Source organism: Flexivirga aerilata (assembly GCF_013002715.1).
Classification (GTDB): domain Bacteria; phylum Actinomycetota; class Actinomycetes; order Actinomycetales; family Dermatophilaceae; genus Flexivirga; species Flexivirga aerilata.
The window spans coordinates 485,235-507,064 of the sequence record NZ_JABENB010000002.1 but is presented as its reverse complement, the minus strand read 5'-3'; the positions used below and the strand labels follow the sequence as shown (position 1 = coordinate 507,064).

At 69.8% G+C, this 21,830-nt stretch carries 22 protein-coding genes and 1 tRNA gene; 1 reads left to right on the top strand and 22 read right to left on the bottom strand.

What is annotated here, in order from left to right; translation table 11 throughout:
- Positions 1-7: 7 nt before the first annotated feature.
- The 22 genes from HJ588_RS14225 to HJ588_RS19535 all read right to left on the bottom strand — a co-directional run bounded on the left by HJ588_RS14225 (position 8) and on the right by HJ588_RS19535 (position 21,074).
- Positions 8-1,192 (bottom strand): alcohol dehydrogenase catalytic domain-containing protein, encoded by a 1,185-nt coding sequence (locus HJ588_RS14225; protein WP_171156678.1) that lies wholly within the window; start codon positions 1,190-1,192, stop codon positions 8-10.
- A 39-nt stretch (positions 1,193-1,231) separates the two neighbouring features.
- Positions 1,232-2,218, bottom strand: coding sequence for an oxidoreductase (locus HJ588_RS14220; protein ID WP_212755949.1), 987 nt, complete (start codon positions 2,216-2,218; stop codon positions 1,232-1,234).
- Between the two features lie 587 nt (positions 2,219-2,805).
- Positions 2,806-3,288, bottom strand: coding sequence for an HNH endonuclease family protein (locus tag HJ588_RS14215; protein WP_246242641.1), 483 nt, complete (start codon positions 3,286-3,288; stop codon positions 2,806-2,808).
- On the bottom strand, positions 3,176-4,693 hold the full coding sequence (locus HJ588_RS14210) for a GmrSD restriction endonuclease domain-containing protein (protein ID WP_171156675.1): 1,518 nt from the start codon (positions 4,691-4,693) through the stop codon (positions 3,176-3,178). The genes HJ588_RS14215 and HJ588_RS14210 overlap by 113 nt, the downstream gene beginning before the upstream one ends.
- A gap of 614 nt (positions 4,694-5,307) precedes the next feature.
- On the bottom strand, positions 5,308-5,568 hold the full coding sequence (locus HJ588_RS14205; RefSeq protein WP_171156673.1) for a hypothetical protein: 261 nt from the start codon (positions 5,566-5,568) through the stop codon (positions 5,308-5,310).
- Between the two features lie 6 nt (positions 5,569-5,574).
- Positions 5,575-5,647: transfer RNA gene (locus tag HJ588_RS14200), tRNA-Ala, on the bottom strand.
- An 87-nt stretch (positions 5,648-5,734) separates the two neighbouring features.
- The gene (locus tag HJ588_RS14195) at positions 5,735-6,550 is read right to left on the bottom strand and encodes a siderophore-interacting protein (protein ID WP_171156671.1); all 816 of its coding nucleotides are present in this window, start codon (positions 6,548-6,550) and stop codon (positions 5,735-5,737) included.
- Positions 6,551-6,615: 65 nt separating this feature from the next.
- Positions 6,616-7,110: a PaaI family thioesterase gene (locus tag HJ588_RS14190; RefSeq protein ID WP_171156669.1), complete on the bottom strand. Its 495-nt coding sequence runs from the start codon at positions 7,108-7,110 to the stop codon at positions 6,616-6,618.
- Positions 7,107-7,724 carry a histidine phosphatase family protein gene (locus tag HJ588_RS14185; protein ID WP_171156667.1) on the bottom strand — a complete coding sequence of 206 codons (618 nt, stop codon included), beginning with the start codon at positions 7,722-7,724 and terminating at the stop codon, positions 7,107-7,109. The genes HJ588_RS14190 and HJ588_RS14185 overlap by 4 nt, the downstream gene beginning before the upstream one ends.
- Positions 7,725-7,727: 3 nt before the next feature.
- Complete coding sequence (gene rsfS / locus HJ588_RS14180) at positions 7,728-8,084, bottom strand: ribosome silencing factor (RefSeq protein ID WP_171156664.1); 357 nt, start codon at positions 8,082-8,084, stop codon at positions 7,728-7,730.
- Position 8,085: 1 nt separating this feature from the next.
- The gene (gene nadD / locus HJ588_RS14175) at positions 8,086-8,697 is read right to left on the bottom strand and encodes a nicotinate-nucleotide adenylyltransferase (protein WP_281358920.1); all 612 of its coding nucleotides are present in this window, start codon (positions 8,695-8,697) and stop codon (positions 8,086-8,088) included.
- Positions 8,694-8,885 (bottom strand): hypothetical protein, encoded by a 192-nt coding sequence (locus tag HJ588_RS14170; protein ID WP_171156660.1) that lies wholly within the window; start codon positions 8,883-8,885, stop codon positions 8,694-8,696. Before HJ588_RS14170 ends, nadD begins: the two co-directional genes overlap by 4 nt.
- Before the next feature lie 53 nt (positions 8,886-8,938).
- Positions 8,939-10,228: a glutamate-5-semialdehyde dehydrogenase gene (locus HJ588_RS14165; protein ID WP_171156657.1), complete on the bottom strand. Its 1,290-nt coding sequence runs from the start codon at positions 10,226-10,228 to the stop codon at positions 8,939-8,941.
- Between the two features lie 273 nt (positions 10,229-10,501).
- A complete protein-coding gene (locus tag HJ588_RS14160) occupies positions 10,502-11,323 on the bottom strand; it encodes a sugar nucleotide-binding protein (protein ID WP_171156655.1) in 822 nt (273 codons plus the stop codon).
- A gap of 7 nt (positions 11,324-11,330) precedes the next feature.
- Positions 11,331-12,170, bottom strand: a complete 840-nt coding sequence (locus HJ588_RS20060) for a VTT domain-containing protein (protein ID WP_171156653.1) — start codon at positions 12,168-12,170, stop codon at positions 11,331-11,333.
- A 32-nt stretch (positions 12,171-12,202) separates the two neighbouring features.
- A complete protein-coding gene (gene proB / locus HJ588_RS14150) occupies positions 12,203-13,348 on the bottom strand; it encodes a glutamate 5-kinase (RefSeq protein WP_171156651.1) in 1,146 nt (381 codons plus the stop codon).
- On the bottom strand, positions 13,338-14,882 hold the full coding sequence (obgE, locus tag HJ588_RS14145) for a GTPase ObgE (protein ID WP_171156649.1): 1,545 nt from the start codon (positions 14,880-14,882) through the stop codon (positions 13,338-13,340). Before obgE ends, proB begins: the two co-directional genes overlap by 11 nt.
- Positions 14,883-14,978: 96 nt before the next feature.
- Positions 14,979-15,239 (bottom strand): 50S ribosomal protein L27, encoded by a 261-nt coding sequence (gene rpmA / locus HJ588_RS14140; protein WP_171156647.1) that lies wholly within the window; start codon positions 15,237-15,239, stop codon positions 14,979-14,981.
- Positions 15,240-15,297: 58 nt separating this feature from the next.
- Complete coding sequence (gene rplU / locus HJ588_RS14135) at positions 15,298-15,606, bottom strand: 50S ribosomal protein L21 (protein WP_171157235.1); 309 nt, start codon at positions 15,604-15,606, stop codon at positions 15,298-15,300.
- Positions 15,607-15,792: 186 nt separating this feature from the next.
- Positions 15,793-18,534: a ribonuclease E/G gene (locus HJ588_RS14130; protein ID WP_246242448.1), complete on the bottom strand. Its 2,742-nt coding sequence runs from the start codon at positions 18,532-18,534 to the stop codon at positions 15,793-15,795.
- 310 nt (positions 18,535-18,844) lie between these two features.
- Positions 18,845-19,516 carry a TIGR03936 family radical SAM-associated protein gene (locus HJ588_RS14125; protein ID WP_343036756.1) on the bottom strand — a complete coding sequence of 224 codons (672 nt, stop codon included), beginning with the start codon at positions 19,514-19,516 and terminating at the stop codon, positions 18,845-18,847.
- A complete protein-coding gene (locus HJ588_RS19535) occupies positions 19,455-21,074 on the bottom strand; it encodes an MFS transporter (protein WP_343036734.1) in 1,620 nt (539 codons plus the stop codon). Before HJ588_RS19535 ends, HJ588_RS14125 begins: the two co-directional genes overlap by 62 nt.
- A 106-nt stretch (positions 21,075-21,180) precedes the next feature.
- Between HJ588_RS19535 and HJ588_RS14115 the strand changes: the two genes are divergently transcribed.
- Positions 21,181-21,783 carry a TetR/AcrR family transcriptional regulator gene (locus tag HJ588_RS14115; protein ID WP_171156641.1) on the top strand — a complete coding sequence of 201 codons (603 nt, stop codon included), beginning with the start codon at positions 21,181-21,183 and terminating at the stop codon, positions 21,781-21,783.
- Positions 21,784-21,830 lie beyond the last annotated feature (47 nt).

The window sequence follows — 21,830 nt, the reverse complement described above, 5'->3', positions numbered from 1 at the left end:
CAGCGACTCACGGCTGCAGCACAACCTTGATGCAGCCGTCCTCCTTCTTCTGGAACATGTCGTACCCCTTGGCGGCATCGGCCAGCGGGAGGTGGTGGGTCGCGAGGCCCTCGACGTCGAAGACGTCCTCGTCGCGGCCGAGCACGTCGCGCAGTTCGTCGGTCCAGCGGCGCACGTTCGCCTGACCCATCCGCAGCGTGATCCCCTTGTCGAACATATCCATCAGCGGCATCGGGTCGACCATGCCGCCGTAGACGCCGCTGAGGGAGACGGTGCCGCCGCGGCGCACCGCGTCGAGCGCGGTGTAGAGCGCCTTCAACCGGTCGATTCCGGCCCGCTCCATGGCTTTTCGGGCGATGGCCTGCGGCATACGGGTCACTGCGGAGGTCGCGGTCTTGGCCAGTGGGTCGCCGTGTGCCTCCATGCCGACGGCGTCGATCACCCGGTCGGCTCCACGGCCACCGGTCAGTTGCCGGACGACATCGCCGACATCCTTGTCGCGGCGTATGTCGATCGTCTCGACCCCGTGCGCATCCGCCATCGCCAACCGCTCGTCGACGAGGTCCGCGCCGAAAACCCTTGCGGCGCCTTGCTGTTGAGCGGCTCGGGTGGCGAGTTGCCCCACCGGGCCGAGTCCGACGACCAACACCGTGTCGCCGTCGGTGACGTCGGCATAACGGGCGGCCTGCCAGGCAGTCGGCAGGATGTCGGACAGGTAGAGCCAGCGCTCGTCTGGCCCGCTCTCCGGCACCTTCACCGGCCCGTATTGCGCCTGGGGCACGCGCACGAATTCGGCTTGGCCACCCGGCACCGAGCCGTAGAGGCTGGTGTAGCCGAAGAGCGCGGCGCCCTTCTCCTGCGAACGCACCTGGGTCGTCTCGCACTGCGCCTGCAGGCCGTGGTTGCACATCCAGCAGTTGCCGCACGAGATGTTGAACGGTATGACGACTCGGTCGCCGGGACGCAGGTCGCCCGCGGCGGCACCGACCTCCTCGACGATGCCCATCGTCTCGTGCCCGAGCACGTCGCCTTTGCTGAGGAACGGGCCGAGGACGCTGTAAAGGTGCAAATCGGACCCGCAGATTGCGGTCGAGGTGACGCGGACGATCGCGTCGTGCGGCTCCTCGATCCGTGGGTCCGGCACGTCGATGACTTCGACGTTCTCCCGGGACTGCCAGGTCAGTGCCTTCACGTCGGCTCCTTCGCTCGCGTCAATCTTTACGATCGCCGCCTACCCGAGCGGTCCCGTAGGCAAACGGACCCGGACGGCGGACTCGCGCTCGGAGAACTCCCATAGCTCGCACGCGACGGCCTCGTCCCGGGACAGCCGGCTCGATGCCGCGACACCGGGGGTGCCGCGGTAGCCGCCGAGTTTGCTCGGGCCGACGAAGGTGCCGTTGGGTAGCTCCGGTAGCGTGGCGGCGCAGACGGTCGGCCAGGCGCCCTCCTCCGCGGAAGTGGCAAGAAGGGCGTTGCCGAGTCTCATCGTCAGGCGGGTGACGCCCTCGACCCCGTCGGTCTGCAGGTCGGTCGCCGAGTAGCCGGGATGCGCGGCATAACTACGCAGAGCTGTGCCGGCTGCCGCAGCCCGCCGGGCCAGCTCGCGAGCGAAGACGAGAGTGGCAAGTTTGGAGCGTGCGTAGGCGGCGTTCTGTGCGTAGCCGCGAGTGAAGTGCATGTCGTCGAAGGCGAACCTGCCGAAGCGGTGGAAGACGCTGCTCAGGCTGACCACTCTCGGTGCAGGGCCGGCCAGGAGCGTGGGCAGCAGGAGTCCGGTCAGCGCGAAGTGGCCCAGGTAGTTGGTGCCGAGCTGGGCCTCGAAACCGTCGACGGTCGTCATGCGCGGACCCCACATCCGGCCGGCATTGTTGATCAGGACGTCCACCGGCCCGTCCAACTCGTCGACGAACGACCGGACGGTCGCGAGGTCGGCCAGGTCGAGGTGACCGACCGTGACGTCGACCCCGTGCTCCCGGCGGATCTCCTCCGCCACGGCATACCCTGCCGCCGGGCTCCTCACGGGGAGCACCAGAGAGGCGCCTTTGCTGGCCAGTGCGAGCGCTGTCGCGCGACCCAACCCGCGGGTGGCACCGGTGAGCACAACCCGTCGCCCCGCAAGGTCCGGCACCGAGCGCGCGGTCCAGCGCTTGCCGATGGCTGCCCGCGCCATGGCGTCGGACGCGGGCGACGCGATGCTGCCGGCCACACATTCGGTCACGTGGGATTCCCCCGATCGGAAGGCTGCGACGAAGCGTAGCCACGCGTCTCCGGTGCCGGTCGCTAGGTCCGACTCCCCTCGCCGAACGGACTCCCAACACAGATGACGTCCTCCTCGTCCGCGTCCATCAAGACGCGGGCGAGGAGGGTGAGCACCGTACTTGCTCAGCAACTCGCTTTGAGGATCCGGTCCGTAGTCGCCCTTGCTCGGTCGAAGGTTTCTCCCGATTCGCTTGGCGCTACCTCCATGGCCTGTTGCGTCGCAAGCTGCGCCATGATCCCGCCGACGCCTGCCAGCAACGCGGCGTCGTCCTCTCCGCACTGGGGGCCTCACCACTTGGAGGATGCCCTTGCTCTTGTCTCAATCGCCCAGGACCGCTCGGCTGACGCTACGGCATCCGGTAGTGCCACCGGCCACCACCCTTCACGAACTCGATCGGCGGATTGCTGCGCTCATATGTACTCCAGGTCTTGCCTGCCAGGGCGCCTGCGATTCCTGAGATCTGTCCGCTGTCGAGCGACGTAATCGACGAAGTCCAGGGTCATTCCTGCCGTGCTAGCGGCGTAGTCGGCCAGCTCGTCCGCTTATTACTCGACGTGCGAGTGGGTTGTGGTCGAGCCCGGTCCACGGACTTCCTCGATCTCCTCGATCGGCTCGACGTCGGTGGGCGGTCCCGACCACAGCTCGCAGATATGGTCGGTCAACTTGGCTGAGCGCGCTTCGATGTCGGCGTCCGTCCATGCACTCGGATGTTCGTGGATGAGGTCCTTGGAGAGCACGAGGAGGCTGTACTTCTCAAGCAGGCTGCGCTTGCCCCGCCCAGCCTCTCCGCCGACCTTCATCGACGAAGCCTCAGAGTCGGTCCACGGCCGGTTGGACAACGAGCCGTTCAGGCTCTTCGCGACAAGCGTCAGGTTCCCGAGGGTATGTACCCGACGATCCCTGTCGGCGGCCTCCTCAGGCGACAAGCGCGGCTCCGGATTCCAGTGCGCCTGCCAGCCCTGCGGCATGACGTGCTCGATCTCCAACTTGTCCGGCAGCGTGACGTTCTCGTGGAAGTCCGTCCGCAGCTTTCGCTCCAAGGCCGCCAGGATCACACGCAGCCGATACTGAGCGACGTTGCCGTAGAGCCTCAGCGACGTCGGCCCGCTGAGCCGCGAGGAAGTTCCGGACCGTCTCGCCAGCGATGTCAACTGGGGTCCTATCCAGCAGCTTGAGGATCGAGACCATCGTCTTGTTAACGTCCTTCATGGTCATCCGAAGAAGCGTTCGTCGAATCACCCAGCTCTCCAGGGCTCCCAGCGCGGTTACGACCTGGTCTTCGGGAACCTGATGGTTGTCGGAAAGCAGCCAAAGCAGCAGCGGGCTGGTTGCTGCGAGCCCCATCGTTTCGATGACGCGACTGTAGAACGAACCCTGGGCACTCTGCTCGGAGAGATTCGCAAGTGCGCGGTAGGTATCCGCATCCTTACGGAACTCGCTGAGGAGCTGATCGGCGGAGTCGCCGCTCTTCATGTATGGCGCGGCGTGCTCGGTGAAGATCCGGAATACATGCTCGGTCTTGACCTCGTCGCTCAGACGCATGGTCAGCCAGTACTGCACGAAGATGTCGATGCGCGAGCGCTGGTGACGACCCTGCACGATCTCGGCTCGCCACCACTCATCGTCGAAGTCGACCCAATGCGTCTCCGACCATTCGTCGACATCCGCGCCCGCCTTCTCTCCCTGTTGGAAGACCCAGTTCTTGATGAGATCAGCCTTCAGCAGCGGGGTGCCCCGGTCGTTGAGGGTCTCGAAGATCAGCTGGGAGTCGTCGTGACCCGTCAGGTTGATGGCAACGATATAGAGACCATCACGAAGCGTTGCCGACAAAGCTGAAGCGCGCCGTTCTTCCGTGCCCGGCGACACCTTGCCGTCTTCATCGGGCGTTCCGGTCAGCCAGGCGCGAGCCTCGTCGCTAAAGAACTTGTGTGCCGACAAGATGCGGTGTTCGCCGCTCCAGTCGTCCTTCGGATCCATCGCCTGCGCGAACGCCTTGCGGTCGTGCTTCGAGGGCCACAGCTTGAACCGCTCCGGCTTGCCACGGAAGGCGGAGGATCGATTGAGAATGAGTTCCTCAAGGTCCTCGGCGAGCAACTCATGCCCGCGCTCCTCGACGACCGCCTGAACTGCGTCGATCATGAGCTGGAGGGTGGTGGTGCGCTGCTGGCCGTCGATAACGAGGTGACGAGTAACGTCCCCAACGACGGGCGGCTTCGACTCGTAGACGACTGCTCCGAGGAAGTGATGCGGGACCATCGGAGCTGCGCCGTCAGCAACGACATAGCTCTCAGCCACGCGAATCACGTCAGCCCACAGCGGCGCCCACTGGTCCTCTTCGTTCCAGACGTACGGTCGCTGAAACGGCGGAATCTCGTAGTGCATCTTCCCGTCGAACAACTGCCGAGGACTCAACGCATCTGCCTTCAACGTCACACTCCTGAATTCTTTCCGCCTTCTAGGCAGAGCCTGCCAGAGAGACCGGACAGATTGGGAGCGGATAGGTGCGCCTGGCGCGGCCCAGGGAACGTGGAGTAGCGCAGACGCATGTTGTCCGTCGCGGTGGGACCAACAACGAGCGAGCTATTCGGGCAGCAAGTCCCTTGACCTGTACCCGGTTCCCCGGACTGTTGTGGTTGGTTGATCATGCCGCGGGCGAGGCGTGGTTCTGAAGGTTAATGTCGCCACCGCCGGGCACGTCATTGCGGGAGAACGTTCTCCTGCGCGATATACGCGCTGGCGCTTGAGCATCTCGATCTCCATCGGCTGCCGTCGATTCTCCCGACGTAGCCGGACCAACTCAGCGCGCTCATCCTTGAACAAGCCCGGCTTATGTCCGTCATCGACATCAGCCTGGTCCATCCACCACCGCAAACACGACTCGCTGATCCCCAGATCCTTCGCGATCTGCACGACCGGCTTCGCACGGCCCCGGCGCCAGTTCCACAGCACGCTGCCGAAACTCCGATGACTTCGGTGCAGGCATCTCACACACTCCAATCCGAGACGATCATCACCCCAGTCCAGGTGCCCGAGAAAGCGGGAACAGGTCAGTCCGTCACGACAAAGTCAGCGAAGGAACCGTCTCCCTGCGTTACGCCAGCCGAATGCACCACATCGGCATCGACCGGGCATGGAACGGCCACCGCGTCATTCTGCTCGTCCAAGACCTTCAAATCACCATCATCGACGCCACCACCGGCCACGTGAGCCGCCAACTCACCCTCGACCCCAGCCGCAACTACCCCAAAAGCAACAAGGACCGAACCCTCCCTGAGGGTTCGGTCCTTGCAGACGTCGTGAGACGGCATACAAAGTGGAGCATAGGAGATTCGAACTCCTGACCTCTTCCATGCCATGGAAGCGCGCTACCAACTGCGCCAATGCCCCGTGAAACGGGCGCCGCGACCTACCTGCGGCGACCGACACACTCTAGCCAATCCAGCTCGCCTCCACCAAATCGGGTGCGGCCGCGGGTCACGCGACGGGAGCGGCTTCCTCGGCCTGTTTGAGTTCGCGCTTCCAGCGCCGGAAGCCCTCCTCGGTGCGGCCGTGCCGCCAGTAGCCCGAGATCGACGCCAGGTCGGCCGGGACACCGCGATCCTTGCGCAGGTAGGGCCGCAGCTGCTTCATCGTCAGCTCGGCTTCGCCATGCACGAAGACCTGCACGACACCGGCCGGCCAGGGGGCGCTCGTGACCGCGTCATACAGCGCGGAATGGTCCTCCCCGACCCGGCGCACCCAGGTCAGCGAGACGCCCTCCGGACGATCCAGGTCGCGCTCGTCGGCGGCATCTGCGGTCTCGACGTAGATCGCGCCCCTCGCACTCCCCGGCAGCGCACGCAGCGCGGCGCTGATCGCCGGCAACGCCGTCTCGTCGCCGACGAAGAGGTGGAAGTCGACCTCGGCCTGCGGGCTGTAGGCGCCGCCCGGGCCGAGCACCGTGACCGGATCGCCCGGCTTGGCCGCCAGCGCCCACGGACCCGCGACACCTTCGTCACCATGGACCACGAAATCGATTGCGATGCGGCGGTTTTCGTCGTCCACCTGCTGCACCGTGTAGGTGCGCAGCACCGGCTGCGCCTCCGGCGGGAAGCTGTCCCGCACCACGTCCAGGTCGAGCGGCTTCGGGTAGTCGAAGCCGGGCGCCAGGAACACCAGCTTCACATACGCATCCGTATGACGCCGTGCGGCGACCGCGTCGAAGCCGTCCCCGGCGAGCCACACCCGCACACAATGCGGGCTCAGCGAAACGGTCTCCACGACGTGGAAGTCCTGCGGGGTACGGGCCATGCCGTCAGCTCCTGAAGTTAGGTATGCCTAACTCTAACCGCAGGAACCGGCCGGCAGAAACCGGGTCAGCGGCCCTCGGGCTTCTTGCGGATGTAGACCTGCCGGCGCACGTGCGCGACCACGGTGCCGTCGCGCAGCAGCAGGTCGGTCTCGAACCAGTGCAGCACCTTGCTGCCCGACTCCGCCTCGGCGCGGATCGCCTCGGCGGTCTCCCGCGGCACCTCGAAGCGGCCGTAGACCGTCGACGTGCCGGGACTGCGGTAGTCGATCTCGGCCTTGGCATCCCACACGTAGTAACCCGGACCGAGCTGGTTCATCAGCAGGATCGCGAAGAACGCGTCGGACATCGAGCCGATCGAGCCGCCGAACGCGGTGCCCTGCTGGTTGCGGTTCCAGCGGGTCAGGCGCAACCGGGTGCGGCATACGGTCCAGTCGTCGGAAAACTCCACCACCCGGATCCCCGCACCCAGCAACGGCGGGTAGATGCTGAGCGCCCGCGCCAGCCACTGCGGCGGGATGCGGCGGCGCTCGCCGAAGCGCGACGTCCTCGAGCGGCTCATCGCGGCAGGTTCCATCCGGCGATCCGCCAGCCGGTGCCGTGCTCCTGCAGCGCCGCCCAGTGGCAGTTGCTCATGCCTTGCAGGCTGGTCCACGCGACATACTGCGGCATCCCGACGAGCGCCGCGCACAGCGTGCGGGACGTCATCCCGTGGCAGGCGATCACCACGGTCTCCCCCGGTTCCAGCTGCGCCACCACCTCGAGCGCGCCCTGCTCGACCCGGGCCGCGAGTTCGCTGATCGTCTCCCCGGTGCCGCCGCGTCGCAGGTCCTCGCCCGCGTCGATGCGATCGAGCAGGTCGCCGGTGCGGGCCCGCACCTCGGCGCTGGTCAGCCCCGACCAGTCGCCGACGTCGACCTCACGGAAGCGCTTGTCGAAGGAGATCGGGATGTCCGCCTCGTCGGCGAGCGCCTGCCCGGTGTCCGCCGCGCGCGACAGATCGCTCGCCACGATCCGCGAAGGCCCGTATGCCGCAAGGAGTTTCGCCGCCGTGGCCACCTGTTCGCGACCGCGCTCGGACAGCGGCGCGTCGAACTGCCCCTGCCATCGCCCGGCGGCGTTGTAGGTGGTCTCACCGTGTCGCCATACGAGCAGACGGCGCGGGGCGTCGGTCACGGGTTACGCCTCCAGGTCGATCACCGGGCAGTCGCGCCACAGCCGGTCGAGCGCGTAGAACTCGCGCTCCTCCTCGTGCTGGACGTGCACCACGATGTCACCGAAGTCGAGCAGGACCCAGCGACCCTCACGCTGACCCTCCCGGCGAATCGGCTTGGCCCCCAACGAATGCAGCCGCTCCTCGACCGCGTCGACGATCGCGCTGACCTGGCGGTCGTTGGCGCCGGCGGCGACCACGAAGACGTCGGTGAGCGCCAGTTGGTCACTCACGTCGATCGCGATCACGGAGGTCGCGAGCTTGTCCTCGGCGGCAACCGCCGCGGCCTTGGCCAGGTCGATGGCGCGGGTGGTGGCTGCCACGTCAGACGTCTTCCTTTGCGGTCTCGGCCTGCGGCCGGTAGAGCTGATATTTGCCGATGTACTGCACGACGCCGTCCGGCACGAGATACCAGACCGGCTGCCCGTCGGCGACCCGGCGCCGCACGTCGGTCGAGCTGATCGCCATCGCCGGCACCTCCATGAGTTTGACCCGATCGCGCGGCAGACCCTTGTCGGACAGTTCGTGCCCGGGGCGGGTGACGCCGATGAAGTTGGCGAGCGGCCACATCTGGTCCACACCGCGCCAGGAGAGGATCTGGGCGAGCGCGTCCGCGCCGGTGATGAAGAACATCTCGGTGTCCGGCCGCTGCGCCCGCAGATCGGTCAGGGTGTCGAGGGTGTAGGTCGGCCCGGGCCGGTCGATGTCGACCCGGCTGACCGTGAAGCGTGGGTTGGATGCGGTGGCGATGACCGTCATCAGATAACGCTGCTCGGCCGGCGTGACGTCCCGGCCGGCCTTCTGCCACGGCTGCCCGGTGGGGACGAAGACGACCTCGTCGAGGCCGAGTCGGGCCTGCACCTCGCTCGCCGCGACCAGGTGGCCGTGGTGGATGGGATCGAAGGTGCCGCCCATCACCCCCAGGCGGGTGGTCAGTGCTCCGACTTCCCGTCGGCCGACGCGGTCTTGGCGGCGGTGTTGCGGAACGACCACAGCAGGCCCAGCAGCGCGAGGAACACGCCCATCGCGATGATGCCGTAGACGATGTGCGGCATCGGCAGGTGATTTTCCTCCAGCTTGGGCACGGTGGACTCCGCTGCGAGGTTGACCAGGGACGACTTCATGCGGGGCAGCCTATCGGGTATGACGAGAGTCGCTCACCGCGCCTCACCGCCTCCTATCGCACCTGGCCGTCCCCGTCGACGAGCCATTTGGTGCTGGTGAGCTCCTGCAGACCCATCGGCCCGCGCGCGTGCAGCTTCTGGGTGGAGATGCCGATCTCGGCGCCGAAGCCGAACTCGCCGCCGTCGGTGAACCGCGACGACGCGTTGACCATCACCACCGCGGCGTCGACCTGCGCCTGGAAGCGCCGCGCCGCAGCGCGGTCCTGCGTCACGATCACCTCGGTGTGCCCCGAGCCGTAGCGGTCGATGTGGTCGATCGCGGCCGCGAGGTCGTCGACCACGCCGACGCTCACGTCGAGGTCGAGATATTCGGTGGCGAAGTCACTCTCGGTCGCCGGTTCGTATGCCGTGCCGACCCGCTCCGCGATGGCGCTCGACCGTGGGTCGGTGTGCAACCGCACGCCGGCGTCGCGCAGCGCGTCATACATCTGCGGCAGGAAGGTATCGGCGACATCGCGGTGCACCAGCAGCGACTCGGCGGCGTTGCAGACGCTGGGGCGGTGGGTCTTGGCGTTGAGCGCGATGGCGAGCGCCTGCTGCAGGTCGGCGGCGGAGTCGACGTAGACGTGCACGTTGCCGACGCCGGTCTCGATGACCGGCACGGTCGCGCCTTGCACCACGGCCTGGATGAGGCGGTCGCTGCCGCGCGGGATCACCAGGTCGACCAGTCCGCGGGCGGTGATCAGCGCGTCGACGTCCTCGTGGCCGCCGTCGAGCAGCTGCACTGCGTCCGGCGCAATGCCTTGCTTCTCAAGGGCTTTGCGCAGCTCGTCGACGATGACGCGGTTGGTGTCGGCGGCCGCCGAACCGCCGCGCAGGATCATCGCGTTGCCGCTCTTGAGGCCGAGCCCGGCGGCGTCGACGGTGACGTTGGGCCGCGACTCGTAGACCATCCCGACCACACCCATCGGCACCCGCACCTGCCGCAGCTGCAAACCATTGGCGAGGGTCGAGCCGCGCACCACGTCGCCGACCGGGTCCGGCAGCGCCGCGAGCGCGCGCAGGGCGCCGGCGATGTCGGCGATGCGCTCGGGGGTCAGCGTGAGCCGGTCCTGCAGGCCCTGCGGCATACCGGCCCCGCGGCCGCGCAGGAGGTCGGCCTCGTTGGCGGCGACGATGCGGTCGGTCGCGGCGACCAGGGCGTCGGCCAGCGCGGTGAGCGCGGCGTCCTTGTCGGCCCGGGTGAGCAGGGCGAGCTGCTTGGCGGCGCGCCGCCCGGCCCGGCCGGCCGCGTCGACCCGGCTGCGGGCGTCGGTGAGCACCGGCTGATCGAGCGTGGTCATGCGGTCCAGCCTAGACGCCCGGGTGCGGCCCGCGTCCCGAGCATTTCCCGAGCGTTTCTCGACCCTCGGCATAGCGACGCGCCGGTCTGGCCGGCGAACACGGCGCGTTCGTATGCCGAGGGTCGACTTTTGTCGCGGGCGGTCGGGCGCGACCGGATCCCGAGCGTTTCTCGACCCTCGGCATAGCGACGCACCGGTCTCGGCGCTGACCGCGGCGCGTCCGTATGCCGAGGGTCGACTTTTGTCGCGGCCGGACGCGGTCACCGGGCTGCGCTACGGCGCGAGGAACTCCCGCGCACCCCGCAACCGGGTGCGCAGGGCGGCCTGGGTGCGGCGCGAGTCGAGGCGGACCTCCATCGGCCCGGGTTCGGGCAGATCGCGGCGGGAGCCGGTCCGCACCCCGGTGAGGTCGAGGCCGTCGCGGGCCGCGATGAGCTCGCCGAGGGCGACCCGGCTCACCGCATCCGCGCCGCCGCAGTGGAAGATCCCGGTCGGGCGGGCGCCGGCGAGCTCGAGCAGCGCGGCCGCGGAGTCCGACCGGTGCACCGGGCAGCGCACGTCGTCGGAGAAGAGCACGCCGTCGGCGCCGCCGATGAGGTCGTGCACCAGCTTCTCCATCGGCGACCCCGGTCCGAGCACGAGGCTGCTGCGAGCGATGGTCGCGGTGGGCGCGACCGCGCGCACGGCGGTCTCCGCGGCGGCCTTCGCCGCGCCGTAGGGCGTGATCGGGTCCGGGACGCAGCTCTCGTCATACGACGCACGGCGGCCGGAGAAGAGCGCGTCGCTCGACACGTGCACCAGGTGCGCGCCGACGGCGGTGGCCGCGAGCGCGACGTGCGCGGCGCCGTCGGCGGTCGTGGTCCAGTCCCGATAGTTGTATGCCGTGTGCACCACGGCCTCGGGTGCGACCTCACGCAGCAGCGCGGCGCACGCCTCCCGGTCGGTGATGTCGAGGTGCCGCCAGCGCACCCCGCCGGCGGTGTCGAGACCCGGCGTGCGCGAGGTGGTGGCCACCACCTCGTCGCCGCGCGCGATCGCCTGGGCGACGACCTCGCTGCCGAGCAGCCCGGTGCCCCCGGTGACGAGCAGCCTCACCGCGGGCTCACGGGGCGGCGAACCGCCGCTGCTGGCGGTAGACGCCGATGAAGACGATGATCACGCCACCGATCGTCAGCCACATGCTGTACTTCGCCAGCTGGTTGACCAGGTCCTTGGCCGGCTCACCCATCTGGTAGCCGGCGAGCATCCACAAGCCGCGGTAGACGATGCCCGCGGAGAAATCGATCAGCAGGAACTTCCGCAGGCTCATCCGGGCGTCGCCGACGAAGGCATAGACGATCGAGCTGGGCAGGATTGGGATGAACCACACCAGGAATACCGCCGGGCCGCCGAACTTGCGGGCGATGCCCTCGGCGTAGCGCGCCGTGCGCCCGGCCCACTTCGAGCGGGAGGCGATCATGTCGATGACGCCCCGCCCCCAGAGCCGCCCGGCCCACCACCACAGCCAGTCGAACTTGATCGAGGTGAGCGCGGCCGCGATCAGCGCCGCCCACCACATCGGCTGGTGCTGACCGACCCGCATCAGCGCGCCGATGTCGACCATCGCGATGTTGGAGCCGCTGAAGACTGCGAGGATGTAGTCGCGGGCGGGCGCGGAGAAGTTGCCGAGGATCCACGGCCGCACCGGGATCGTGAGCAGGCCGTAGGCGCCGGTGGCGATGATCAACCCGATGCACCAGAGCTCGGCCTTGCCGGGCTTGCCCTTCCAGGGCATGCGTGGGTCGTCCCACCACTCCTTGGTGGGCGGCTGCTCGGCGTCGACCGCGGCGGCCTGCTTGTCCAGGTCGACCTTGCTGGGCTGGCTGGGCTGGCTGGGCTGGCTGGGCTGGCTGGGGCCAGGATCCGCGGCGACCGGGCGCACGGGCTCCCCTGCTGTGCTCACGTGGTCAATCCTCGTTCATCCGGGGGCAAAATTCATCGTCGGTCCCGCACCCGGTCGAGCACGGCGAGGTGATCGCGGTGGATCACTTCCCGCTCGTATGCCGGGCCGAGGTCCCGCGCCAGCTCGTGCGTGCTGCGGCCGAGCAGGTCGGGCAACTCCTTGGAGTCGTAGTTGACCAGCCCGCGGGCGACCGCGCGGCCGGACTCGTCGATCAGGTCAACGGCGTCACCGGCGACGAAGTGCCCGGCCACCTGACGAATCCCGGCGGGCAGCAAGGACTTTCCGCGCCGCGTGACCGCCTCGACCGCGCCCGCGTCGAGCAGCAGCCGGCCCTGCGGCGAGGTCGCGTAGCGCAACCACAGCTGCCGCGCGCTCGGCCGGGTCTTGGTCGGCGCGAAGACCGTGCCGACGTCCTGCCCGGCGAGCGCCGCCGCGGCCCGGTCGGCGGCGGTGAGCACCGTCGGGACGCCCGCCGAGGTGGCGATCTCGGCGGCCTCGATCTTGGTGATCATGCCGCCGGTGCCGACATGTGAGCTGGTGCCGCCGATGTCGACACCATCGAGCTGCGCATGGTCGGTGACCGTGTCGATGCGGCGGGCGCCGGGGTGCGAGGGCGGCGCGTCATACAGGGCGTCGACGTCGGAGAGCAGCACCAGCGCACGCGCGTCGATCAGGTGGGCGACGAGCGCGGCGAGGCGGTCGTTGTCGCCGAAGCGGATCTCGTGGGTGGCGACGGTGTCGTTCTCGTTGATGACCGGCACCACGCCGAGGTCGAGCAGCCGCTCGATGGTGCGGCGTGCGTTGAGGTAGTGCCCGCGCCGGGTGACGTCGTCGGCGGTCAGCAACACCTGGCCGGTGGTGAGGCCGTGCCGCCCGAACTCGGCGCTGTATGCCGCAAGCAGCGCCCCCTGCCCCACACTCGCGGCGGCCTGCTGGGTCGCCAGGTCGCGCGGTCGCCGCCGCAACCCGAGCGGCACCATGCCGGCGGCGATGGCCCCCGAGGACACGAGGACCACGTTGCTGCCGGCCAGCCGGCGGGCGGCGAGGGCGTCCACCAGCGCGGCGAGGCGACCGGCTGACAGGCCGCCCTCGGGGTCGGTCAGCGAGCTCGAGCCGACCTTGACCACGACGGTCTCGGCGGTCGCGACGCGGTCGCGCAGACTCGCCTCAGCTGTCATCGCCGGTGTCTTCGGAGGGCACCGGGTCGCGGTCGGTCCACAGGCCCGCCTTCCGCTCGGCCTGCAACTCCTCACGTGCCTCGCGCTGGGCGTCCTTGCGCTGGTGGAACTGCTCGCGCTTCTCGGCACGCGTCGCGCGGCCGGACTCGTCCAGGCGCAGGTCGGTGCCGCGCGGGCCGAGCAGCTCGGCGCCGGTGGCCATGGTGGGCTCCCAGTCGAAGACGACGGCGTTGTCGTCGGGTCCGATGAGCACGGTGGAGCCGGGCACCGCCCCGGCCTTGAAGAGCTCCTCCTCGACACCGAGGCGGTTGAGGCGGTCGGCGAGGTAACCGACAGCCTCGTCGTTGGCGAAGTCGGTCTGCCGCACCCAGCGGGTGGGCCGCTCACCGATGATCCGGAAGATCGTCTCGTCGCCGTGCTTCTCCCTGCGGATGTGGAAGCCGGAGTCGTCAACCGCCTTGGGGCGCAACACGATCCGCTGCGGCGCGGTGGCGATCTCGATCTCGGCGCGTGCCTCGTCGACGTGCTTGGCGAGCGAGAAGCTCAGCTCGCGCAGGCCCTCGTGGGCGACCGCGGAGACGATGTGCACCTCGAGACCGCGTGCCTCCAGGTCGGGCTTGACCAGCTCGGCGAGCTCGCGCGCGTCGGGCACGTCGGCCTTGTTGAGCACCACGACGCGGGTGCGATCGGACAGCGGCTTGCCGCCGAGGGTGTCGTCGGCGACATACTGCGACAGCTCCTGCTCGATGACCTCCAGGTCGGTCATCGGGTCGCGGCCGGCCTCCAGCGTGGCGCAGTCGATCACGTGCACCAGCACCGAGCAGCGCTCGACGTGCCGCAGGAACTCCAGGCCGAGGCCCTTGCCCTCGCTCGCGCCCGGGATGAGACCCGGCACGTCGGCGATCGTGTAACGCTGCGAACCTGCCGTGACCACACCGAGATTGGGCACCAGAGTGGTGAAGGGGTAGTCGGCGATCTTGGGCCGGGCGGCGGACATCGCCGACACCAGGCTGGACTTGCCGGCGGACGGGAAACCGATCAGCGCCACGTCGGCGAGGGTCTTGAGCTCGAGGGTGATGTCGTGCTCGTCGCCGGGCTCGCCGAGCAGCGCGAAGCCGGGAGCCTTGCGGCGCGGGGACGCCAGCGCCTTGTTGCCGAGACCGCCGCGGCCGCCGGCCGCGGCGACATAGCGGGTGCCCGGCCCGACCAGGTCGGCGAGCACGTCGCCGCGAGCGTCCTTCACGACGGTGCCCTCGGGCACCGGCAGCACCAGGTCGGCGCCGTCGGCGCCGTTCTTCTCGTCGCCGGCACCCGGTCGCCCGTTGGGCGCGGCGCGGTGCGGGCTGCGGTGGTATTCGAGCAGGGTGGTCGACTGCGGGTCGACCTCGAGCACGACGTTGCCGCCGTGGCCGCCGTTGCCACCGTCGGGGCCGCCGAGCGGCTTGAACTTCTCGCGGTGCACGGACGCGACGCCGTGGCCGCCGTTGCCACCGCGCACGTGCAGCACGACGCGGTCGACGAAATTGGTTGCCACGGGGGTTCTCCTACCGAATCAAAGGTGTATGCCGAAAGGGGCGGGTCACCAGCTGGGACCCACCCCTTCGGGTTGAGATGTGCGCGCCGTCCGGCGTCAGGCCTGCTCGACCTCGACGACGTTGACGGTCTTGCGGCCGCGCTTCGCGCCGAACTCGACGGCGCCGTCGCGCAGTGCGAACAGCGTGTCGTCGCCGCCACGGCCCACGCCCTCACCGGGGTGGAAGTGGGTGCCGCGCTGGCGGACGATGATCTCGCCCGCGCCGACGAGCTGGCCGCCGAAGCGCTTCACGCCGAGGCGCTGGGAGTTGGAGTCACGACCGTTGCGGGTCGAGGACGCACCCTTCTTGTGTGCCATGTCTTAGTGCCTTTGCTTGAGAGTGTGCTGGTGGGACGCGAGAGCCGAAGCGCAAGGCTTAGGCGTCGATCGCGGTGACCTTGACCTGGGTCAGCGGCTGACGGTGACCCTGCCGCTTGCGGTAGCCGGTCTTGTTCTTGTACTTCATGATCGTGATCTTCGGGCCCTTGGTGGCCTTCATGACCTCGGCCTTCACGGTGACCTTCGCCAGCTTGCCGGCGTCGGAGGTCACGGTCGCGCCGTCCACGATCAGCAGCGGCTTCAGCTCGATGCTGTCGCCCGGGGCGACGGTCACTTTGTCGATGGTCAGGATGTCGCCGACGGAGACCTTCTCCTGGCGGCCGCCTGCGCGAACAATCGCGTACACGTTGGAACTCTCTTTCGTCATGAGTGCGCTCTTGATGGATGACCGGCGGGCAGCGACCCCGGGGACACCGGGACGCCCGCTCGGTGGGCACACCGAGGCACGAGTTTACCGGTCACGCTCGGCGCGCTCCAAATCGCCGGATCCGTATGCCGTGCGGGACTCCTCACGGCATACGGATCGGGGAGGTCAGGCGTCGTCGCCGGTCGGCGGTCCCGCCGGGGCGACTACGCGGGTGCGCTTGCGGCGCGGCGCGCGCGCCGGCTTGGTGACCGGGGCGGCGTCCGATGCCGGCGCGTCGGCCTCGGCCGGCTCGCTCGCCGGAGCGGCCGCCGCGGTCTCCGCAGCCTCCGCCGCGGTCACCGTCACCGGGGCCGGGGTTGCCGGGGTGTCGACGTGCGGGGCGCTGCCCGCGGCGGCGGTCGCCCGCCGGCGGCGAGCCCGGCCGGTGAGCTTCGGCGCGGGCTGCTGCGCCGGCTCCTCGCTCTGCTCGGTGGACTCGGTCTGCGCGGTGGAGGCGGTGGAGCCGGCCTGCCCGGACTCCCCTGCCGCACCGTCGGCGTCCTGCGCGCGGCGGCGCTGGCTGCCGGCGCGGCCGGTCACCGCGAGGTCGGGCCGGTCGATGGCCTCGGCGGCGACGGTGTCGGACACCGTCGCGTGGGCTGCCTCGCCGTCGTCCTCGTGCTTGTCGGCGGAGACGGCGGCGGCGTGCGCGGCGGCCGCGATCTGGGCCGCGGTCGGACCGCTCGGCTTGGCGGGCTCGTCCTGCTGCTTCTTGCCGCGGCCTTTGCGGGACTTGCCGTTGCCGCCGGAGTTGGCGCCACCGCCGTTGTTGCCGTTGTTGCCGCCGCCCGAGGGCTTGTCGACCGGGTCGGTGTGCACGATGATCCCGCGGCCGCTGCAGTGGTCGCAGGGCTCGGAGAAGACCTCGAGCAGACCGGATCCGACCCGCTTGCGGGTCATCTGCACCAGGCCGAGCGAGGTGACCTCGGCGACCTGGTGCTTGGTGCGGTCGCGGCCGAGGCACTCGAGGAGCCGGCGGACGACCAGGTCGCGGTTGGACTCCAGGACCATGTCGATGAAGTCGACGACGATGATGCCGCCGATGTCGCGCAGCCGCAGCTGCCGGACGATCTCCTCGGCCGCCTCGAGGTTGTTCTTGGTGACGGTTTCCTCGAGGTTGCCGCCGGACCCGACGAACTTGCCGGTGTTGACGTCGATGACCGTCATGGCCTCGGTGCGGTCGATGATCAGCGACCCGCCGCTCGGCAGCCACACCTTGCGGTCGAGTGCCTTGGCGAGCTGCTCGTCGATGCGGTGCACGGTGAAGACGTCCTGCTCACCGGTCCACTTCTCGAGGCGCTCGGCGAGATCGGGCGCGACCGAGGTGACGTAACCCTCGACCTGCTTCCAGGCGCCGTCGCCCTGGACGACCAGCTTGCTGAAGTCCTCGTTGAAGACGTCCCGGATGACGCGGACGGTGAGGTCGGGCTCGCCGTGCAGCAGGCTCGGGGCGTTCGCGGTCTTGGCGTCGGCCTGGATCTGCTCCCACTGGGCCTGCAGGCGCTCGACGTCGGCGCGCAGGTCCTCCTCGCTGGCTCCCTCGGCGGCGGTCCGCACGATGACGCCGGCGTCGGCCGGGACGACCTCCTTGAGGATCTTCTTCAGCCGGGCCCGCTCGACGTCGGGCAGCTTGCGGGAGATGCCGGTCATCGAGTTGCCGGGCACGTAGACCAGGAACCGGCCGGGCAGCGACACCTGGCTCGTCAGCCGGGCGCCCTTGTGACCGATCGGGTCCTTGGTGACCTGCACCAGCACGGTGTCGCCGGACTTCAGGGCGTTCTCGATGCGCTTGGCCTGGCCGTTCTCGAGACCGGCGGCGTCCCAGTTGACCTCACCGGCATACAGCACGGCGTTGCGGCCGCGGCCGATGTCGACGAAGGCGGCCTCCATGCTCGGCAGGACGTTCTGCACCTTGCCGAGGTAGACGTTGCCGGCCATCGAGGCCTGCTGCACCTCGCGGGAGACGTAGTGCTCGACGAGCACGCCGTCCTCGAGCACGCCGATCTGGGTGCGGCCGTGGCGCTCACGCACCACCATCTGCCGGTCGACGCTCTCGCGGCGGGCGAGGAACTCCGCCTCGGTGATCACCGTGCGGCGGCGGCCGGCCTCGCGGCCCTCGCGGCGGCGCTGCTTCTTGGCCTCCAGGCGGGTGGAGCCCTTGATCGCGGTGACCTCGTCGCGCTCCTTGCGCGGCTCGCGCACCTTGGTGACGGTGCCGGGCGGGTCGTCGCCCTCGCTGGTGCTGCCGCTGCGGCGACGCCGGCGGGTACGACGGCGGCTGCCCTCGGACTGCTCGTCGTCGTGGTCGGCGTCGCCCGAGTCGGCGGCGTCACCGTCGGACTGCTCGGAGTCGTCCTGCTTGGCGTCGGACTTCTTGGCGTTCTTGCGGCCCTTGCCCTTCGGCTCGCCGTCGCCGCCGTCGTCCGGCTTGTCCGCGTCGTCCTTGCGGCGGCCACGGCCACCGCGCCGGCGCGACCGGCCGCTCGGCTGCTGGTCGGCGTCGCCGTCGGAGTCGTGCGACGTCGCGTCGCCGGATTCACCGGAGTCACCGGAATCGCCGGCGTCGTCGGAGTAGTCGGCGTCGTGGGCGGCCTCGGCCTGCTCGCGGCGCGGGGCGCGGGTCTGCGGGTCCGGCGCCTGGAAGAGCAGGCCGAAGTTCATCGGCGCCGCGCTCGGCTGCTCGGCGGCCGGCTGCGAGGACGCGCTGTCACGCGCCGACTCGGTCGAGCCCGTCACGTCAGTGGAGTCACTGGACTCGGTGGTCTCGGTGGGCTCGGCGGTCTGGGCGAATTCGCCCGAAGTGGGTTCGTCGACGCCATCGGTGGTTGCACCGGGCGCCAGGAACGGGTTGGTGTCCTGGGGGGCCATGGCCCTCTTTCTGGTCCAGCACGCGAACGCGCCCACAACGAGGCAGTGCCCGCACGTCCGCATGTCGCGGATAGTTCGTCGCGTGTGGGTGCCCCTCGGCGAGGGGTGACCCTGCGACGCAAAGTCGGCTGTTACGTCCGGCCCGGATTCGCGGCATGAGCGCGGCTTCCGTGGGTCGGCCGCCGTCGATCCGGCACTCGGCTGGTCGCGAAGTCTCGCGGGCTCGAAAGCGGATATCGACGGGGCGTGGGCACGTTGTGGTAGTGCCGACGACCGTTGCCATTGTCGCACACGATCGCCCGCAGAGCTGTCAACCGGTTTCCAGCGGGTTCCCGATCGTGGCCTGATCGCCCGCCAGCGGGCCCTGACTGAGTCGGGTGACGAGTGGCCGGGACGCCTCGTCCAGCCCGGCGTGCCGGCAGAGCGCGGCGAGCACGTCGTCGGGGCGCACCAGCGGGGTCTGGTGCCGCAGGACGAGGTCGAGTGAGCCGCCGTCGGCGGTGAGCGCGAGGATCGCGGCGCGCACGTCGAAGGTGCGTTCGCCGCGCTTGGTCATCCGGGACACCTCGGCGGTGTCCATCGCGAGCAGGCGCGCGGTCGCGTCGGCCAGCTGCTGCGCGGTCTCCGCCGGGAAGTCCAGGCGCCACCGGCTGCCCTCGAGCCGGTCGGCGAGCGCGCCGTGGCCGGCCTCGGCGACCGCGAGGATGTCGAGCCCGTCCGGCAGCGCCGCGTTGAGCGCGGTCAGCACGGCATCCGGCTCGCGGCGTTCGCGCAACTGCACCTCGAAGTACTCCGCCTCGCTGGCGGTGCCGGTGGGCGCGGCGTTGGCGTAGCTGATCTTCGGGTGCGGGTGGAACCCCGCGGAGAACGCCGTGGGTATGTCGGCCCGCCGCAGCGCCCGCTCCAGGGCCCGCTGGAAGTCACGGGTCGAGGAGAAACGGAGACGGCCGCGCTTGGCGTACTGCACGCGGAGCTTCTGCACCGCCGGGTCGGGAGCCGGGCCTTCCGGCACGCGTTGTCTGGCCACCGGCCAACCGTAGCTGCCGGGGCGGGGTGCCATCCCCCTCCCGTGACCGCAGCAACACGACCACGAGCAGCCCGCAGAGCGCGACGACACCGGCCCCGGTGAAGAGCGCGTGGTGCATGCCCGCCACGAATCCATCGCGTGCCGACCGGGCGACCGGTCCGCCGAAGTGCGTTGCCGCAGCGACGGATTCGCGCGCCCGCTCCGCGGCGGTCGCAGGAAGACGCTGCACCTGCACCTGGGAGCGGTAGGTGCTGGACAAAATGCTGCCGAGCACCGCGATGCCGAGCGCGCCGCCGCACTCGCGGGCCAGGTCGTTCATCGCGGAGGCGACGCCCTGCTGATCGCGCGGCAGGGCATCGGTGATCGCCGATGTCGCGGGAGTCATCGCCCAGCCCATGCCGGTGCCGAGCACCCAGAGCAGCGCCGCCACCAGCCAGTAGGTGGTGGACGCCCCCACCGTCGCGAGCCCGCACATCGCGCCCGCGACCAGCGTCATACCGGCTGCGCAGACGGGCCGGACACCGAAGCGTGCGACGAGGTGGGGCGCTACCCGCGCACCCGGCATCAGGCCGGCAGCGAGCGGCAGGACCGCGCACGCCGTGACCAGCGGCGACCAGTCGCGGACGAACTGCAGATATTGCACGAAGACGAAGACGAACCCGAAGAAGAGGAAGAACAGCGCGCTGACCGCGAGCGTGCCGCCCGTGAAGCCTCCATGGCGAAAGAGCCGAACATCGAGCAACGGTGCGGGTGTTCGCAGCTCCCAGAGCACAAATCCGGCGAGCACGACAGCGCCGGCGATCAGCCCCACGACCGTGCGCCCGGCCGACCAGCCGTAGGTCGGCGCCTCGATGATCGAGTAGACGCCGACGCCGAGGCCGACGACCGCGAGCGCGGCACCGACGCCGTCGAAGCGGCCGGTCTGCGGCTCCTGCGACTCGGGCACGTTGCGCCACGACGCGATCAGCGCGATGCCGCCAATAGTGCTGCTGAGCAAGAAGATCGAGCGCCACGACCACCAGGTGAGCAGTAGCCCGGAGCCGAGCAGGCCGAGCACGGCACTGGCACCGGCGAGCCCGGTCCAGACGGCGACGCCGCGGATCCGCTCGGCCTCGGGGAAGGTCGCGGTGATCGTCGACAGGGTGGCCGGCATGACCAGGGCCGCCGCGACCCCCATCGCCACCCGCACGCCGATCAGCGCGGCGGGCCGGTCGGTGACACCTGCCGCCAGGGTGGCCGCGACGAAGAGCGTCAGCCCGGCGAGCAGCACCCGGCGACGGCCGAGCCGATCCCCGAGATAGCCGCCGGGCAGCAGCAGCGCGGCAAAGGTCAGCGCGTAACCGTCGACGATCCAGGACAGCTCGGTCTGCGTGGCACCGGTCGCGCGGGCCAGGTCGGGCAACGCCACCATCAGCGAGGAGACCGCCGAGACGACCGCGGTCAGGGCGAGGCAGACCGCGACCAGCGCGGCACGGTGCCGGATGGAATCGTTCCGAGTTGTCAGAGTTGCCACCGTTGTCACTCCTTCACCTAGGACGGCGAAGCACCGCGTATGACGCCCGGCGCGCTCGCGCCGACCTCGCCACGGTCGTCCTCCGGGCCGGCTAGATTCAACGGTGATGAATAAGTCGCGAGGGCGCCGTCCGGGCAGCCCGCAGACCCGCGAGGAGATCCTGCGTGCCGCGCGCGAGGCGTTCCTGACGAGCGGTTACGCGCGCACCCCGATGCGGCGGATCGCGGCCGCCGCCGATGTCGACGTCGCGCTGCTGAGCTACCACTTCGGTTCGAAACAGGGGCTTTTCGCGGCAGCGATGACCCTGCCGATCCGGCCTGGCGACGAGATCGAGAAGGCGCTCGACGCCCCCATCGAGGAGTGGCCGGAGCGGATCCTGCGCACCGTGCTGCGCGTGTGGGACCACCCGCAGGCCGGGCCGGCCGCGGTGCACACGCTGCTCGCCGGTGCCTCCGACCCGGTCGCCCGGCGCGCCCTCGATGAATTCCTGGAGCGGGAGCTGATCGGCCGGATCGAGCGTCACCTCGGCGGCCGCGACGCGCATCGGCGCGCGATGGGCCTGCTCGTGCCGACCGCCGGCCTGCTGACGACGCGCTACCTGCTGCAGGTGCCCGCGTATGCCGAGGCGTCCCATGACGAACTCGTGCGCATCGTGGCGCCGTCCCTCGCCATACACCTGCGCGGAGCGCGGGCGGCGCCGCGCGACTGATACCTCCGGGTCCACCCCTACGACCGCGGTCGCAGGCAGGACGCGAC

What these genes read in the sequence shown, in the direction of transcription:
- HJ588_RS14205 (WP_171156673.1), bottom strand. Translation starts at nt 5,568, where the DNA reads ATGCCGTCTCACGACGTCTGCAAGGACCGAACCCTCAGGGAGGGTTCG.
- rpmA (WP_171156647.1), bottom strand. Translation starts at nt 15,239, where the DNA reads ATGGCACACAAGAAGGGTGCGTCCTCGACCCGCAACGGTCGTGACTCC.
- HJ588_RS14130 (WP_246242448.1), bottom strand. Translation starts at nt 18,534, where the DNA reads ATGGCCCCCCAGGACACCAACCCGTTCCTGGCGCCCGGTGCAACCACC.
- HJ588_RS14115 (WP_171156641.1), top strand. Translation starts at nt 21,181, where the DNA reads ATGAATAAGTCGCGAGGGCGCCGTCCGGGCAGCCCGCAGACCCGCGAG.
- HJ588_RS14170 (WP_171156660.1), bottom strand. Translation starts at nt 8,885, where the DNA reads ATGAAGTCGTCCCTGGTCAACCTCGCAGCGGAGTCCACCGTGCCCAAG.
- HJ588_RS14190 (WP_171156669.1), bottom strand. Translation starts at nt 7,110, where the DNA reads ATGAGCCGCTCGAGGACGTCGCGCTTCGGCGAGCGCCGCCGCATCCCG.
- proB (WP_171156651.1), bottom strand. Translation starts at nt 13,348, where the DNA reads ATGACAGCTGAGGCGAGTCTGCGCGACCGCGTCGCGACCGCCGAGACC.
- HJ588_RS14195 (WP_171156671.1), bottom strand. Translation starts at nt 6,550, where the DNA reads ATGGCCCGTACCCCGCAGGACTTCCACGTCGTGGAGACCGTTTCGCTG.
- HJ588_RS14165 (WP_171156657.1), bottom strand. Translation starts at nt 10,228, where the DNA reads ATGACCACGCTCGATCAGCCGGTGCTCACCGACGCCCGCAGCCGGGTC.